At 71.6% G+C, this 14,281-nt stretch carries 15 protein-coding genes; 13 read left to right on the top strand and 2 right to left on the bottom strand.

The window, feature by feature from the left end; all coding sequences use genetic code 11:
- The first annotated feature begins 7 nt into the window (after positions 1–7).
- Together ACFV8T_RS16305 and ACFV8T_RS16310 are read left to right on the top strand one after the other, a co-directional pair.
- The gene (locus ACFV8T_RS16305; protein WP_385328000.1) at positions 8–1,567 is read left to right on the top strand and encodes a 3-hydroxyacyl-CoA dehydrogenase; all 1,560 of its coding nucleotides are present in this window, start codon (positions 8–10) and stop codon (positions 1,565–1,567) included.
- A gap of 147 nt (positions 1,568–1,714) precedes the next feature.
- Positions 1,715–2,107: a VOC family protein gene (locus ACFV8T_RS16310; RefSeq protein ID WP_385328001.1), complete on the top strand. Its 393-nt coding sequence runs from the start codon at positions 1,715–1,717 to the stop codon at positions 2,105–2,107.
- 32 nt (positions 2,108–2,139) lie between these two features.
- Here ACFV8T_RS16310 and ACFV8T_RS16315 read toward each other — a convergent pair whose 3' ends face one another.
- Positions 2,140–2,880, bottom strand: a complete 741-nt coding sequence (locus ACFV8T_RS16315; protein ID WP_385328002.1) for a DUF6597 domain-containing transcriptional factor — start codon at positions 2,878–2,880, stop codon at positions 2,140–2,142.
- A gap of 52 nt (positions 2,881–2,932) precedes the next feature.
- Between ACFV8T_RS16315 and ACFV8T_RS16320 the strand changes: the two genes are divergently transcribed.
- A complete protein-coding gene (locus ACFV8T_RS16320) occupies positions 2,933–3,307 on the top strand; it encodes a CU044_2847 family protein (protein ID WP_385328003.1) in 375 nt (124 codons plus the stop codon).
- A 20-nt stretch (positions 3,308–3,327) separates the two neighbouring features.
- Here ACFV8T_RS16320 and ACFV8T_RS16325 read toward each other — a convergent pair whose 3' ends face one another.
- Positions 3,328–4,527, bottom strand: a complete 1,200-nt coding sequence (locus tag ACFV8T_RS16325) for a YihY/virulence factor BrkB family protein (RefSeq protein WP_385328004.1) — start codon at positions 4,525–4,527, stop codon at positions 3,328–3,330.
- A 17-nt stretch (positions 4,528–4,544) separates the two neighbouring features.
- On the opposite strand from ACFV8T_RS16325, the gene ACFV8T_RS16330 reads away from it, so the two are divergent.
- The 10 genes from ACFV8T_RS16330 to ACFV8T_RS16375 all read left to right on the top strand — a co-directional run bounded on the left by ACFV8T_RS16330 (position 4,545) and on the right by ACFV8T_RS16375 (position 14,216).
- A complete protein-coding gene (locus tag ACFV8T_RS16330) occupies positions 4,545–6,182 on the top strand; it encodes an acyl-CoA dehydrogenase family protein (protein ID WP_385328005.1) in 1,638 nt (545 codons plus the stop codon).
- A gap of 324 nt (positions 6,183–6,506) precedes the next feature.
- The gene (locus ACFV8T_RS16335) at positions 6,507–7,724 is read left to right on the top strand and encodes a GAF domain-containing protein (RefSeq protein WP_385328336.1); all 1,218 of its coding nucleotides are present in this window, start codon (positions 6,507–6,509) and stop codon (positions 7,722–7,724) included.
- Between the two features lie 89 nt (positions 7,725–7,813).
- Complete coding sequence (locus ACFV8T_RS16340) at positions 7,814–8,410, top strand: GNAT family N-acetyltransferase (protein ID WP_385328006.1); 597 nt, start codon at positions 7,814–7,816, stop codon at positions 8,408–8,410.
- A gap of 191 nt (positions 8,411–8,601) precedes the next feature.
- Positions 8,602–8,685, top strand: a complete 84-nt coding sequence (locus ACFV8T_RS16345) for a putative leader peptide (protein WP_317864749.1) — start codon at positions 8,602–8,604, stop codon at positions 8,683–8,685.
- A 117-nt stretch (positions 8,686–8,802) separates the two neighbouring features.
- On the top strand, positions 8,803–10,500 hold the full coding sequence (locus tag ACFV8T_RS16350; RefSeq protein ID WP_385328008.1) for a nitrite/sulfite reductase: 1,698 nt from the start codon (positions 8,803–8,805) through the stop codon (positions 10,498–10,500).
- Positions 10,497–10,676, top strand: a complete 180-nt coding sequence (locus ACFV8T_RS16355) for a hypothetical protein (RefSeq protein WP_385328010.1) — start codon at positions 10,497–10,499, stop codon at positions 10,674–10,676. Before ACFV8T_RS16350 ends, ACFV8T_RS16355 begins: the two co-directional genes overlap by 4 nt.
- Positions 10,673–11,374 (top strand): phosphoadenylyl-sulfate reductase, encoded by a 702-nt coding sequence (locus ACFV8T_RS16360; RefSeq protein ID WP_385328011.1) that lies wholly within the window; start codon positions 10,673–10,675, stop codon positions 11,372–11,374. Before ACFV8T_RS16355 ends, ACFV8T_RS16360 begins: the two co-directional genes overlap by 4 nt.
- Before the next feature lie 23 nt (positions 11,375–11,397).
- Complete coding sequence (gene cysC / locus ACFV8T_RS16365) at positions 11,398–11,943, top strand: adenylyl-sulfate kinase (RefSeq protein ID WP_266428495.1); 546 nt, start codon at positions 11,398–11,400, stop codon at positions 11,941–11,943.
- Positions 11,940–12,875: a sulfate adenylyltransferase subunit CysD gene (cysD, locus tag ACFV8T_RS16370; protein WP_385328012.1), complete on the top strand. Its 936-nt coding sequence runs from the start codon at positions 11,940–11,942 to the stop codon at positions 12,873–12,875. Before cysC ends, cysD begins: the two co-directional genes overlap by 4 nt.
- Entirely contained in the window at positions 12,876–14,216 is a 1,341-nt protein-coding gene (locus ACFV8T_RS16375) for a sulfate adenylyltransferase subunit 1 (RefSeq protein WP_385328014.1), read from the top strand.
- Positions 14,217–14,281: the final 65 nt, after the last annotated feature.

Genomic DNA, 14,281 nt, shown 5'->3' on the forward strand with positions numbered 1-14,281 from the left:
AACCGCCATGCGTATCAGGATCGTCGGCGCCGGGGCCATGGGCCGCGGCATCGCCCAGTGGGCGGCGACCGCCGGACACACCGTCGAGCTGTGCGACGTGCGCACGGAGGCCGTGACGGCCGCCGTGGACTTCGTACGGTCCATGCTCGAACGGGCCGTCCAGAAGGGCCGGATGTCCGCCGAGGACCGCGCCGCCGCCCTGGAGCGGCTGGTCCCGCTCGACGACCCCTGGGCAAAGGGGCCGGACATCGAGCTGGTCGTCGAGGCCGTGCGGGAGGACCTCGACACCAAGACGGAGGTCTTCGGCAGGCTGGAGCGGGTGCTGCCCGCGACGGCGGTCTTCGCGACCAACACCTCGTCCCTGTCGGTCACCCGGATCGCCGCGGCGCTGAAGGACCCGACGCGCCTGGCCGGGCTGCACTTCTTCAATCCGGTACCGCTGATGAAGATCGTCGAGATCGTGCCCGGCGCGGCCACCCGCCCGGAGATCCCGCCGGTCCTCACCGCGCTCGTCGAGAGCTGCGGACACCGCGCGGTCACCGTCGCCGACACCCCCGGCTTCCTGGTCAACCACGCCGGCCGCGGTCTGGTCACCGAGGCGCTCGCGCTGCTGGAGGAGACGGTCGGCGACCCGGCGGACATCGACCGGATCGCCCGCGACGTACTGGGCCTGCGGATGGGCCCGTTCGAGCTGATGGACCTCACCGGGCTGGATGTGACGGCCGCGGTGATCGACTCGATCTGGCAGGGCTTCCGGTACGCGGACCGGCTCCGCCCCTCCTACCTCACCCCCAACCGGGTGGCGGCCGGACTGCACGGCCGCAAGACCGGGCACGGCTGGTACGCGTACGGTCCCGAGACGCCCGCCCCCGCGCCGGAACCGCCCGTCACGGGCGACGCGGACCGTCCGGTGTTCGTCCACGGCACCGCGGGGCAGGACCGGGACGCGGCCGCGCTGCGGGCGGCGCTGACCGCCGCGGGCGCCGTCGTCGAGACCGGCACCGGGCCGTCCGCCGAAGCCCTGGTGCTGGTTCCGGTCTGGGGCACCGCGGTCGCCGAGGCAGTCGCCGGGAACGGGCTGCCCGCGGGGCGCACCTTCGGCGTGGACCCGCTGCCCGCGGCCGGCCGGCGCCGGGTGCTGGCCGTGACCCCGGCGGCGGATCCGGCCGCCGCGCGCGACGCCCGCGCGGTGCTGGCCCGCGCGGCGGAGGGCGACGAGCCCTGGGCGGTCTCGGTGGTGCGGGACACCGCGGGCTCGGTCGCCCAGCGGCTGCTCGCCTCGATCGTGTCGGTCGCGGCGGGCATCGCGGAGCGCTCCATCGCCGCCCCCGCCGATATCGACCTGGCCGTCACCACCGGACTCGGCTACCCCGTCGGCCCGCTGGCCTGGGGCGACCGGATCGGCGCGGACCGGATGCTGGAGCTGCACCGGGCGCTGCACCGCACGACGGGCGATCCGCGCCACCGCCCGAGCCGCTGGGTCACCGAACGCGCCCAGCTCGGTCTCACGCTGACGGACCCGGGCACCTCGCCCGCCGACTGCACGACCGGCGCCGCACCCTCGTAGGACTTCATAGGGCTCATGGGGCTCATGGGGCTCATAGACGCGGGCGGGGGTGCTGTCGGCAGGCTGCGGCACTCCCCCTTCGCGCTCGTCCTCGCGGATGTCCGTTTCGTACAAGACCCGCGCCGGCGCCCGGCATACGGTCGGGGCATGACTCCACGCATGGACGCGATCGGCATCGTCACGACGGATCTGGCCGCATCGCTCACCTTCTACCGCCGGCTCGGCCTCGACATCCCCGCCGGAGCGGAATCCGCACCCCATGTCGAAGTGACGCTGCCGGGCGGGCAACGACTCCTCTGGGACACCGAGGACGTCACCCGCTCCTTCGACCCCGGATGGACCCCGCCGACCGGCGGCGACCGCCTCTCGCTGGCCTTCCTGTGCGACAGCCCGGCAGAGGTGGACGCGGTGTACGACGACCTGACCGGCGCGGGATACCGGGGGCATCTGAAGCCGTGGGACGCCGTGTGGGGGCAGCGTTACGCGACGGTCCTCGACCCGGACGGCTGCGCGGTGTCGTTGTTCGCCGCCAACGGCTGAGGCCGGGGGCCCGGACGCGAGCGGCTATCGGGCTAGGGTCTGCCCGGCGGATCAGCGCCCCCGGCCATGATCCGCCGGACAGGCCCTAGGTGGGCGGTCAGGGTGGTCCCGGCCAGGTCACGCATCTCCCGGGCGAGATGGGCCTGGTCGGTGCAGCCCGCCTCGACCGCCGCCTCGGCGTACGGCGTCCCGGACCGTGCGAGGGCGAGCGCGCGCTGCAGCCGCAGGACCCGGGCGAGCGTCTTGGGCCCGTAACCGAAGGCCGCGAGCGAACGCCGGTGCAGCTGGCGGGTGCCGAGGCCGGCCCGGTGCGCGGTGTCCGCGACGGACCGTCCGGCGCCGAGCCGGTCCGCGACGTACCGCATCAGCGGGTCCGGCGGTGTGCTCTCGGCGGCCCGGCGCAGCGCGATGTTCTCCAGCGCGGCAGCCGGGTCGGGCGCTTCGGCGAGCTGCTCGGTGAGTACGCGGACCCGTTCTCCGGGCCACAGGTCCGCGAGCCCGACGCGACGGTCGCGCAACTCGTGCGCCGGCACACCGAGCAGCGCGGGGGCCGTGCCGGGTGCGAAGCGGATGCCGACGCACTGCCCGCCGGCCGGGGCGGACGGCGTCGCGGCCCGGGTGTCGGGGCCCGCGACGAGCAGCCGTCCGCCGATCCAGAGCAGGTCCATGCAGCCGTCGGGCAGCACCGGATGGACCGCGCCCTCCGGCACGCCCAGTGTCCACACGATCGCACCGTCGAACCGCGACGTCCGCTCTTCGTACCTGTCGCCCATACCCCACACGCTAATCTCGTCGACGGACGGAATCGGCTTCCCGGGGGCGGTCATGACGGCACTGATGGAGTTCACCACCGACAACGGCGCCACCGTGACGGTCGAGGTCGACCGTCACACCCAGGGCGCGCAGCTGGTCGCGCTGGGCGACGACAACACCCTGGCCAGGGCCGGGCGTACGTTCGACAGCGCACTCACGGGAATCCGGTCGGCGGCCGAGTCCGCCCTCGCGGTGTTCCGGGACGGCGACCTGAAACCGGACGGTGTGGAGCTCGAATTCGGGGTGAAGATCACGGCGGAGGCCGGGGCGGTGATCGCCAGGAGCGCGGTCGAGGGCCATCTGGTGGTCAAGCTGTCCTGGTCTCCCGGCGCGACCCCGTCGGTTCCGGCGGCACCGACCGTCCCGGCACCCGCGCCCGCCCCCTAGGGTCCGTCCGGCGGGCACGCTCAGCCGTCGGACGCGTCGTCCGGCCTATCCGGGTTCGGCTTGTCCGGCTCCTTGTCGCGGCTCGGTTGAAGCCTGGACTTCACATCGTCCGGCGGCAGGAACTTCGACCAGCGTTCGGGGAACTCGGACGGCATGTAGGGGCTGTCGCCTTCATCGTCGTCCTCGTCGTCCTCGTCATCCTCGTCCCAGTACCCGTCGTCCTGGTTCCCCGCCTGCGCCCGCGCGACCAGTTCCGCCGCCTGGGCCGCGCGTACCCGGTCGTTCGCCGCGCGGGCGGCGGCCGTCGCCAGCGAGGGCCACACCCGGTCGATGGCCGCGTTCACCGCCGCTCCCACCAGCACCGCGAACGCGGAGATGCCGATCCACAGCAGGACGGCGATCGGGGCCGCCAACGAACCGTAGATCGTGGGCCCCTCGACCGTACTGGTGAGATAGATCCGCAGCAGGAAGCTGCCGAGCACCCACATCGCGAGCGCCACCAGCGCACCGGGCATGTCCTCGATCCAGGGCGAACGGACCGGCACGGACACGTGGTAGAGCGTCGTGAGGAACGCGATCGACAGCAGGATCACCAGCGGCCAGTACAGGACGCTTATGAGCTCGGTGCCCCATGGGACGAACTCCACGACCCGGTCGGGGCCGACGACGAGCAGCGGCAGCACGACGGAACCGAGCAGCAGCGCGACGACGTACAGCAGGAAGGAGAGCAGTCGCGTCTTGACGATGCCGCGCTGGCCGTCGAGGCCGTACATCACGGTGATCGTGTCGATGAAGACATTGACCGCGCGGGAGCCGGACCAGAGCGCGATGGCGAAGCCGATCGAGATGACATCGGGCCGGGCGCCGGTGGTGACGTCCGCCAGGAGCGGCTTGGCGAAGTCGTTGACGCCCCGCTCGCTGAGCACGGTCTGCGCGGCGTTGAGGATGTTGCGCTCGATGGAGGCGACCGTGGTGGTGCTGGTCCACTCGTCGACGTATCCGAGCAGCCCGATCAGGCCGAGGAGCAGGGGTGGCAGGGACAGCAGGGTGAAGAACGCCGCCTCGGCGGCGAGCCCGAGAATGCGGTACTCCATGCACGAGTTGACGGTGTCCTTGAGCAACTGCCAGGCCATCTGCCGCTTGGATACGTTGCGGTAGAGGACTCGGGCCCGGTGGAGCCGGCCCGGTGGCCGCTCGGGTGTTTCATTTGCTGCCTGCACGTCCTTACCGTATCGGCATGGCAGCCACCACCCACACCGTGTCCAACCAGGTACCACCGCTGACCGGCTACGACGTCTTCGCCGCCGACCGGGCGCTCACCGAGGCGGTGCAACGTCACACGTCACCCGGGCTCCTGGCCGAAGTCCGGGGCGAGCTCGGTGAGCTGGGCAGATCCGCGGGCTCCGCGCAGGTGCAGGAGTGGGGTGCGCAGGCGAACGGGAATCCGCCGGTGCTGCGTACCCACGACCGGTACGGCCACCGCATCGACGAGGTCGGGTTCCACCCGGCCTGGCACCGCCTGCTGGGCCACGCGGTCACCGCGGGCCTGACCGACGCCTGGGGCAGGCCGGGCGGTCATGTACGGCGGGCGGCCGGCTTCCTCGTGTGGACGCAGGCCGAGGCGGGCCACGGCTGCCCGCTGTCGATGACGCACGCGGCGGTGCCCGCGCTGCGCACCGATCCGGCACTGGCCGCCGAGTGGGAGCCGCTGCTCACCTCGACGGTGTACGAGCAGGGGCTGCGGCCCGCCGCGCGGAAGGCCGGTGTGCTCTTCGGGATGGGGATGACGGAGAAGCAGGGCGGCACGGACGTACGGTCGAACACGACTCGCGCCGAGCCGCTGGCCGCGGAGGGCGAGTATCTGCTCACCGGGCACAAGTGGTTCTGCTCGGCGCCGATGTCCGACGGTTTCCTGGTACTGGCCCAGGCGCCGGGCGGCCTGACGTGTTTTCTGCTGCCCCGGGTACTGCCCGACGGCACCCGCAACACGTTCGCGATCCAGCGGCTCAAGGACAAGCTGGGAAACCGGTCGAACGCGTCGGCCGAGGTCGAGTTCGACGGCACGTGGGCGCGCCGGGTCGGCGAGGAGGGGCGCGGGGTGCGCACCATCATCGGGATGGTGGCGGCTACCCGGCTGGACTGTGTGGTCGGTTCGGCGGCGCTGATGCGGCAGGCGGTGGCGCAGGCGATCCACCACTGCACGTACCGCAGCGTGTTCGGCGGGGTGCTGATCGAGAAGCCGCTGATGCGCAATGTGCTGGCCGATCTGGCGCTGGAGTCGGAGGCCGCGACGGTGCTGGCGATGCGGCTGGCCGCGGCCTACGACGACGGATCGGAGAGCGAGCGGGCCTTCCTGCGGATCGCGGTGCCCGCGGCGAAGTACTGGGTGACCAAGCAGTGCACGCCGATGGTGGCCGAGGCACTGGAGTGTCTCGGCGGCAACGGCTACGTCGAGGAGTCCGGGATGCCCCGGCTGCTGCGCGAGGCGCCGCTCAACTCGATCTGGGAGGGCTCGGGGAATGTGCAGGCGCTGGACGTGCTGCGGGCGCTGCAGCGTGAGCCGATGGCTCTGAACGCGTTCCTCCAGGAGGTCGGCAGGGCGCGCGGAGCCGATCACCGGCTGGACGGGGCGATCAAGGACATGCTGACGGAACTCGCCGATCTGGACGGGATCGAGGCGCGGGCCCGCCGGCTGGTCGAGCGGATGGCGCTGGTGCTCCAGGGTTCGCTGCTGGTGCGGTGGGCGCCGCCGGAGGTGGCCGACGCGTTCTGCGCGTCACGGCTGGGCGGGGACCGGGGCGCGGCCTTCGGGACGCTGCCGCACAGCCTCGATCTGGCGTCGATCGTCGAACGGGCGCGGCCCGTCGGTCCCTGACCGGCCCTGCCCGTAGCTGTACAGCAACGGAGGGTGGTGCTGCGCCGACACGGCACCACCCTCCATGCTGTGCACACCGAACAGTGGGGCACGCGCTCCGCCGCACGGTGGTTCCACCACTCTCATACGGCCCCGCACCCCCTCGCCAGAGTTGCAAAGGGTTGCAACCATTGTGCGGAGTGTGCGGTGCCGGTCCCCTCGCAGCGGCAGGATGGGGCCCGTGGATCGTCGAGCCTGCCTGGCATCTGGGGGGAACCGAGAGTGGAGACAAGCGACTCCGGGGTGACGCGAGCGGATGCCCGGCAGTCCGCCGCGGCCCTTCGCATGATCCACCGGGCCAGGGAGGACAGGCTCGTCGGCGACCGCCCGGCGGTCGCCCCGCGGGCCGAGATCGGCGCCTCGTGGGACCGGGTGCTGCGCAGCGGTATCGATCCGGACCAGTCCACCGAGAGTGTGCTGCTCGATGTGGACGAGATCGAGCACCGGCGCCGGAGCTCGACGCTGAGCGAGGTGATGCCGCTGCTGAACGACGGCCTGCTCTCCCTGGCGGACGCCGCCCAGCAGATCCTGGTGGTCACCGACGTGGAGTGCCGGGTGCTGTGGCGCCGGGGCAACGCGGGGGTGCTGCGCCGGGCGGACGACGTCTGTCTGGCGGAGGGCGCGGCCTGGGCGGAGGAGAGCACGGGGACGAACGCGATAGGTACGGCGCTGGTCTCCCGCGTCCCGGTCCAGGTCCATTCCTCGGAGCACTTCGTCCGCACCCTGCACAACTGGACGTGCGCGGCGGCCCCGGTCCGGGACCCGCGCGACGGCAAGGTGAAGGGCATCGTCGACATGAGCGGCCCCGCCTCGACGTTCCATCCGACGACGCTCGCCCTGGTCAGTTCGGTCGCCAGGCTGGCGGAGAGCGAGATCAGGAACCGGCATCTGCAGGCGATCGACCGGCTGCGTTCGGTGGCGGCACCGCTGGTGTGCCGACTGGGCGGCCGGGCCCTGGCGGTGGACACCCATGGCTGGCTCGCCGCGGTGACCGGGATGCCTCCGGTCGACCGGCTGCCGCTGCCCAAGTCCTTGCGGCCGGGCCGGGTGTGGCTGCCGTCGCTCGGGATGTGCCGGGTCGAGCCGCTGCCCGGCGGCTGGCTGCTCCAGGTCGCGGACGGTCCGTCGGACGGGGCTCCGCAACGGGTGGTGCTGGATCTGAGCCGGCCACGCGGACTCACGGTCAATGTGGTGGGCGCGGTGGGCACCTGGACGCAGCGGCTCTCGCCCCGCCACGCGGAGCTGCTGTACGCCCTGGCGCTGCACCGGGAGGGGCGTACGGCGTCCGAGCTCGCCCAGGACATCTTCGGCGACGCGACCCGGACGGTGACGGTGCGGGCGGAGATCTCCCGGATGCGCCGTCATCTCGCCCAGGTGCTCGCGCACCGCCCGTACCGCTTCGGCGAGGACGTCGAGGTGGAGGTGATCCATCCCGACCACCCGGCCGATCTGCTGCCGCACTCGACGGCTCCGGTGGTGGTCAGGGCGCGTACGGGCGACTGAGTCCTGAACGGAGGATCGGCCGCCGGTCCGCCGTCCGCGCTACGGGACCGGCTTTGGCGCGGGAGGCGGGGCGTGGTTCCCTGGCAGTCATGAGCAACCCCGTGCATACCGCCGCCACCGCCACCACCGAGGTGACCATCTGGTCCCTGGAACAGACCTCCCCCGACGACCTGCGGCCCGCCGCGGTCCCGGAGGGCGATGTGCGGATCGTGCGGTCGGAGACAGCGCTGCCCGAGTTCAGCCGGTTCCTCTACACGGCGGTCGGCGGCGACATCCGGTGGACGGACCGGCTCGGCATGACGTACGCGCAGTGGCAGGAGGCCCTGGACCGGCCGGGGGCCGAGACCTGGGTGGCGTACGCGAACGGCACCCCGGCGGGATACATCGAGCTGGACCCGCAGGACGAGGGCGCGGTCGAGATCATGTACTTCGGGCTGATCCCGGCGTTCCGGGGGCGGCGGATCGGCGGTCATCTGCTCTCGTACGGGGTCGCCCGTGCCTGGGACCTGGCGGAGCGCTGGCCGGAGCGGACGCCGACGAAGCGGGTGTGGCTGCACACCTGCTCCAAGGACGGCCCGCACGCCATGGACAACTATCTGCGGCGCGGCTTCCGGCTGTTCGACACGAAGGTGGAGCTGGAGCCGGAGGTGGCGACGCCGGGGCCGTGGCCGGGGGCCGGGCGGTAGCGGTTCGGGCGGCCGCCCGCCACTTCCGGTGGCACGTCCCGGCGACAAGTGGGGAGATTGCGGCGATTACGGGCGGGCCGGTCCGGGCATTCCACGTGACGAGCACCACACCGTCTTGCGATGCGGGACACTCTCGTCCACATCTTGGATAGTGGTGGACTGGCCCGAGATCCGCGTGCCACGCTTCCGTCATGCCTGGAACTGGAATTGCCTTGGTGAGTCGACGCCACGTCGATCTCGGCCGCGTGTCCAGCGCCATCTGTCCGGCGAGCTGAGAGTCCCAGCACCGCCGCGCTCCCCCCTTTTTCTCTGCAATCCCTGCGCACCGCCGCGCCTTGACGCGAGTGTGCAGTTCAGAGCCGCCCTCCTGCAGTCCCGAAGGACGTACCGTCATGGCCGCTACCCCGGAACAGCCTGCGACCACCACGCCCCGCCGCAAGGCCGGACGCCATCGTGGCGAAGGCCAGTGGGCCGTGGGGCACCACACTCCGCTCAACGGCAATGAGCAGTTCAAGAAGGACGACGACGGTCTCAATGTGCGGACACGCATTGAGACGATCTACTCCAAGCGCGGCTTCGACTCGATCGACCCCAACGACCTGCGTGGACGCATGCGCTGGTGGGGTCTCTACACCCAGCGCAAGCCCGGGATCGACGGCGGCAAGACGGCGATCCTGGAGCCGGAGGAGCTGGACGACAAGTACTTCATGCTGCGGGTCCGGATCGACGGCGGCCGGCTGACCACCGCGCAGCTGCGGGTGATCGGCGAGATCTCGCAGGAGTACGCACGCGGCACCGCGGACATCACCGACCGGCAGAACATCCAGCTGCACTGGATCCGCATCGAGGACGTCCCGGCGATCTGGGAGAAGCTGGAGGCCGTCGGGCTCTCCACCACCGAGGCGTGCGGTGACTGCCCCCGCGTGATCATCGGCTCCCCCGTGGCCGGCATCGCCGCCGACGAGATCATCGACGGCACGCCGGCCGTCGACGAGATCCACGACCGGTACATCGGCAACAAGGAATTCTCCAACCTGCCGCGCAAGTTCAAGACCGCGATCTCCGGTTCGCCGGTGCAGGACGTGGTGCATGAGATCAACGACATCGCGTTCGTCGGCGTGGTCCACCCCGAGCACGGTCCGGGCTTCGACGTCTGGGTCGGTGGCGGGCTCTCCACCAACCCGCGACTCGCCGAACGGCTGGGCGCGTGGGTGCCGCTCGACGAGGTTCCGGACGTCTGGGCCGGAGTCGTCGGCATCTTCCGCGACTACGGATACCGGCGGCTGCGCAACCGCGCCCGGCTGAAGTTCCTGATGGCCGACTGGGGCCCGGCGAAGTTCCGCCAGGTGCTGGAGGACGAGTACCTGAAGCGTCCGCTGACCGACGGTCCCGCACCCGAGCAGCCCAGCAGCCGCTGGCGCGACCACGTGGGTGTGCACCAGCAGCAGGACGGCCGTTACTACGTCGGTTTCGCCCCCCGGGTCGGCCGGGTGGACGGCTCCACGCTCGCCAAGATCGCCGACCTGGCCGCCGCACACGGCTCGGACCGGCTGCGCACCACCGTCGAGCAGAAGATGATCATCCTCGACGTGGCGCAGGACCAGGTGGACTCCCTGGTCGCCGGACTGGAGGCGCTCGACTTCCAGGTGAAGCCGTCACCGTTCCGGCGCGGCACGATGGCCTGCACCGGCATCGAGTTCTGCAAGCTGGCGATCGTCGAGACCAAGGCGCGCGGCGCGGCGCTCATCGACGAACTGGAACGCCGCCTGCCGGACTTCGACGAGCCGCTCACCATCAACCTCAACGGCTGCCCCAACGCGTGCGCCCGCATCCAGACCGCCGACATCGGCCTCAAGGGCCAGCTCGTGCTGGACGACGACGGCAACCAGGTCGAGGGCTATCAGGTGCACCTGGGCGGCGCCCTGGGCCTGGAGGCCGGGTTCGGCCGCAAGGTCCGCGGCCTGAAGGTCACTTCGGCCGAGCTGCCCGACTACGTCGAGCGGGTGCTGGGCCGCTTCCAGGAGGAGCGCGAGGACGGCGAGCGGTTCGCGGCCTGGGCGGCGCGGGCCGGTGCGGAGTCGCTGTCATGAGCGAACGCGCCGCACCGTTCCACTGCCCGTACTGCGGGGACGAGGACCTGCGCCCGCACGAGAGCGGCCACGGCGCCTGGGAATGCGCCTCGTGCAACCGCGCGTTCCAGCTCAAGTTCCTGGGTCTGCTGACCCGGGGGCTGCGGCGCAACGACGGTGAGGGGGACGGGATATGACGGAGACTCCGCTGACCGAGGACCTCGAAGGCCTGGCCGGACGGGCCGGCCGGGAGCTGGAGGACGCCTCCGCGCCGGAGATCCTGAAGTGGGCCGCCGACACCTTCGGCGGGAGGTTCTGCGTCACGTCCTCGATGGAGGACGCGGTCGTCGCGCACCTCGCCTCGCGCGTCTTCCCCGGCGTCGACGTGGTCTTCCTCGACACCGGCTACCACTTCCCGGAGACGATCGGCACCCGCGACGCGGTCGAGGCCGTGATGGACGTCCACGTCATCACGCTGACCCCCCGGCAGACGGTGCCCGAGCAGGACGCCGAGTACGGGCCGAAGCTGCACGACCGCGACCCCGACCTGTGCTGCAAGCTGCGCAAGGTCAAGCCGCTCGAAGAGGGTTTGACCGCCTACACCGCCTGGGCGACCGGGCTGCGCCGCGACGAGTCCCCCACCCGGGCGAACACCCCGGTCGTCGGCTGGGACAGCAGGCGGCGGAAGGTGAAGATCTCGCCGATCGCCCGCTGGACGCAGGACGACGTCGACGCGTACGTCGCGGAGCACGGCGTACTCACCAACCCGCTGCTGATGGACGGCTACGCCTCCGTGGGCTGCGCACCCTGCACCCGCCGGGTGCTGGAGGGCGAGGACGTCCGCGCCGGACGCTGGGCCGGCCGGGGCAAGACCGAGTGCGGGCTGCACGACTGATGACGACTGATCAGGAGACTTCGATGAGCGTGACGGAGACGGGAGCCACCATCTGGCTGACCGGTCTGCCGAGCGCGGGCAAGACCACCATCGCGTACGAACTCGCCGGGCGGCTGCGCGGCGAGGGCCATCGCGTGGAGGTGCTCGACGGCGACGAGATCCGGGAGTTCCTCTCCGCGGGCCTCGGCTTCTCCCGCGAGGACCGCCACACCAACGTCCAGCGGATCGGCTTCGTCGCCGAGCTGCTGGCGGCCAACGGCGTGAAGGTGCTGGTCCCGGTCATCGCCCCGTACGCGGACAGCCGGGACGCGGTGCGCAAGCGGCACCAGACCGAGGGCACCGCCTATCTGGAGGTGCATGTCGCGACTCCGGTCGAGGTGTGCTCCGAACGCGATGTGAAGGGTCTCTACGCCAAGCAGGCGGCGGGCGAGATCAGCGGGCTCACCGGGGTCGACGACCCGTACGAGGCGCCCGAGTCGCCCGACCTGCGGATCGAATCGCACCGGCAGACCGTGCAGGAGTCCGCGGCGGAGCTTTACGCGCTGCTGAGCGAGAGGGGTGCGGCGTGACGACGGTCGCGACCGTGTCGGAAGGCACCGGCAATCCGTACGCACTCAGCCACCTGGACTCCCTGGAGTCCGAGGCCGTGCACATCTTCCGCGAGGTGGCGGGCGAGTTCGAGCGGCCGGTGATCCTGTTCTCCGGCGGCAAGGACTCCATCGTGATGCTGCACCTGGCGCTCAAGGCGTTCGCGCCCGCGCCGGTGCCGTTCACGCTGCTGCACGTCGACACCGGGCACAACTTCCCCGAGGTGCTGGAGTACCGCGACCGCACGGTGGCCCGGCACGGGCTGCGGCTCCATGTCGCCTCCGTGCAGGAGTACATCGACGCCGGAAAGCTCCGCGAGCGCCCGGACGGCACCCGCAACCCGCTGCAGACCGTGCCGCTGACCGAGGCGATCCAGCAGCACCGCTTCGACGCCGTGTTCGGCGGCGGGCGCCGGGACGAGGAGAAGGCGCGCGCCAAGGAGCGGGTCTTCTCGCTGCGCGACGAGTTCTCCCAGTGGGACCCGCGCCGCCAGCGGCCCGAGCTGTGGCAGCTCTACAACGGCCGGCACGCCCCCGGCGAGCACGTCCGGGTCTTCCCGATCTCCAACTGGACCGAGCTGGACGTCTGGCAGTACATCGCCCGCGAGGGCATCGAGCTCCCGGAGATCTACTTCGCCCATGAGCGCGAGGTCTTCAGCCGCTCCGGCATGTGGCTGACCGCGGGCGACTGGGGCGGCCCCAAGGACGGTGAGCGGGTCGAGACCCGTCAGGTGCGCTACCGCACGGTCGGCGACATGTCGTGCACCGGCGCCGTCGACTCGGACGCGGTGACGCTGGACGACGTGATCACCGAGATCGCCGCCTCCCGGCTCACCGAGCGGGGCGCGACGCGTGCCGACGACAAGATGTCCGAGGCCGCCATGGAGGACCGCAAGCGCGAGGGGTACTTCTAAATGACCACACTCACCCAGCACGCGGAGCAGTTGTCGACCACCACCCTGCTGCGGTTCGCCACCGCGGGGTCCGTCGACGACGGCAAGTCCACCCTCGTGGGACGTCTGCTGCACGACTCCAAGTCGGTCCTCACCGACCAGCTGGAGGCCGTCGAGCACGCCTCGCGCAGCCGTGGCCAGGAGGCGCCCGACCTGGCGCTGCTGACCGACGGACTGCGGGCCGAGCGCGAGCAGGGCATCACCATCGATGTCGCCTACCGCTACTTCGCGACGCCGCGCCGCCGGTTCATCCTGGCCGACACCCCGGGGCATGTGCAGTACACCCGGAACATGGTGACCGGCGCCTCGACGGCCGAGCTGGCCGTCGTCCTGGTCGACGCCCGCAACGGTGTCGTCGAGCAGACCCGCCGCCATGCCGCCGTCGCCGCGCTGCTGCGGGTGCCGCACGTGGTGCTGGCCGTCAACAAGATGGACCTGGTCGAGTACGCGGAGCCGGTGTTCGCCGCCATCGCCGAGGAGTTCACGGCGTACGCGGCCTCACTGGGAGTTCCCGAGATCACGGCGATCCCGATCTCCGCGCTGGCCGGTGACAACGTCGTGGAGCCGTCCGCGCACATGGACTGGTACGGCGGGCCGACGGTCCTGGAACACCTGGAGACGGTGCCGGTCAGCCATGACCTCACCGCCTGCCACGCCCGTTTCCCGGTCCAGTACGTCATCCGGCCGCAGACCGCCGAGCACCCCGACTACCGGGGCTACGCGGGCCAGATCGCCGCCGGCGCGTTCCGGGTGGGCGAGGCCGTCACCGTCCTGCCGTCCGGCCGCACGTCGACGATCGCCGGGATCGACGCGCTCGGCGAGAGCGTGGACATCGCCTGGGCGCCCCAGTCGGTGACCATCCGGCTGGCCGACGACATCGACATCTCTCGCGGTGACCTGATCGCACCGGCCGACGACGCGCCGGCCGTCACCCGGGACGTCGAAGCGACCGTCTGCCACGTCGCCGACCAGCCGCTCGCGGTCGGCCAGCGGGTGCTGCTCAAGCACACCACCCGCACGGTCAAGGCGATCGTCAAGGACATCCCCTCGCGCCTCGCGCTGGACGACCTCTCCCAGCACCCGGCGCCCGGACAGCTCGTCGCCAACGACATCGGCCGGGTCGTCGTCCGTACCGCGGAGCCGCTCGCACTCGACGCGTACGCGGACTCCCGGCGCACCGGATCGTTTCTCCTGATCGACCCGGCGGACGGCACCACGCTGTCGGCCGGCATGGCCGGCGCCTCGTTCGCCGCCGCGGCCGAACCCGAGGCCGCCGCGGACGACGCCGAATGGGACTTCTGATGGCCATCGACATCTACTCCACGTTCGCGAAGGAGGGCGGCCGCATCGGCAGCGGCGCCCTCGGC

The sequence above is a fragment of the Streptomyces sp. NPDC059832 genome (assembly GCF_042731715.1).
GTDB lineage: Bacteria > Actinomycetota > Actinomycetes > Streptomycetales > Streptomycetaceae > Streptomyces.

Coding starts and splice junctions, on each gene's coding strand:
- ACFV8T_RS16305 (WP_385328000.1), top strand. CDS start 8: ATGCGTATCAGGATCGTCGGCGCCGGGGCCATGGGCCGCGGCATCGCC.
- ACFV8T_RS16310 (WP_385328001.1), top strand. CDS start 1,715: ATGACTCCACGCATGGACGCGATCGGCATCGTCACGACGGATCTGGCC.
- ACFV8T_RS16315 (WP_385328002.1), bottom strand. CDS start 2,880: ATGGGCGACAGGTACGAAGAGCGGACGTCGCGGTTCGACGGTGCGATC.
- ACFV8T_RS16320 (WP_385328003.1), top strand. CDS start 2,933: ATGACGGCACTGATGGAGTTCACCACCGACAACGGCGCCACCGTGACG.
- ACFV8T_RS16330 (WP_385328005.1), top strand. CDS start 4,545: ATGGCAGCCACCACCCACACCGTGTCCAACCAGGTACCACCGCTGACC.
- ACFV8T_RS16335 (WP_385328336.1), top strand. CDS start 6,507: ATGATCCACCGGGCCAGGGAGGACAGGCTCGTCGGCGACCGCCCGGCG.
- ACFV8T_RS16340 (WP_385328006.1), top strand. CDS start 7,814: ATGAGCAACCCCGTGCATACCGCCGCCACCGCCACCACCGAGGTGACC.
- ACFV8T_RS16345 (WP_317864749.1), top strand. CDS start 8,602: ATGCCTGGAACTGGAATTGCCTTGGTGAGTCGACGCCACGTCGATCTC.
- ACFV8T_RS16350 (WP_385328008.1), top strand. CDS start 8,803: ATGGCCGCTACCCCGGAACAGCCTGCGACCACCACGCCCCGCCGCAAG.
- ACFV8T_RS16355 (WP_385328010.1), top strand. CDS start 10,497: ATGAGCGAACGCGCCGCACCGTTCCACTGCCCGTACTGCGGGGACGAG.
- ACFV8T_RS16360 (WP_385328011.1), top strand. CDS start 10,673: ATGACGGAGACTCCGCTGACCGAGGACCTCGAAGGCCTGGCCGGACGG.
- cysC (WP_266428495.1), top strand. CDS start 11,398: ATGAGCGTGACGGAGACGGGAGCCACCATCTGGCTGACCGGTCTGCCG.
- ACFV8T_RS16375 (WP_385328014.1), top strand. CDS start 12,876: ATGACCACACTCACCCAGCACGCGGAGCAGTTGTCGACCACCACCCTG.